Annotated in this window: 1 protein-coding gene; it reads left to right on the top strand. The window is 24.0% G+C overall.

From position 1 onward, the window contains the following. Positions 1-32: 32 nt before the first annotated feature. Positions 33-227: hypothetical protein (locus G3997_RS04540; RefSeq protein ID WP_296648772.1), on the top strand; the 195-nt coding region annotated here is incomplete at its 3' end.

Here is a 227-nt window from a genome sequence, read left to right as displayed (position 1 = left end):
AATTATATATTAAAATGATTAGGAGGGAGTTTATGGATAGGAAAAAAGGTAGCCATAAAAATRATAYTAATCAAACTAAAGATAATATATATAGATATACACGAAAAAGTACGGAAAAGCATATAAAACGAATTAATAAAATGATGAGATCCGAAGAAAAGATTACATTTAAAAATGGTTATAAATATTTATGGTCATTGATTGTTTTAGGAATAAACTGGATGGTT

This window comes from Romboutsia sp. 13368 (assembly GCF_018336475.1).
In the GTDB taxonomy this organism is placed as follows: domain Bacteria; phylum Bacillota; class Clostridia; order Peptostreptococcales; family Peptostreptococcaceae; genus Romboutsia.
Note: the sequence above shows the minus strand (reverse complement) of the source record. Positions and strands in the feature narration are given on the sequence as shown.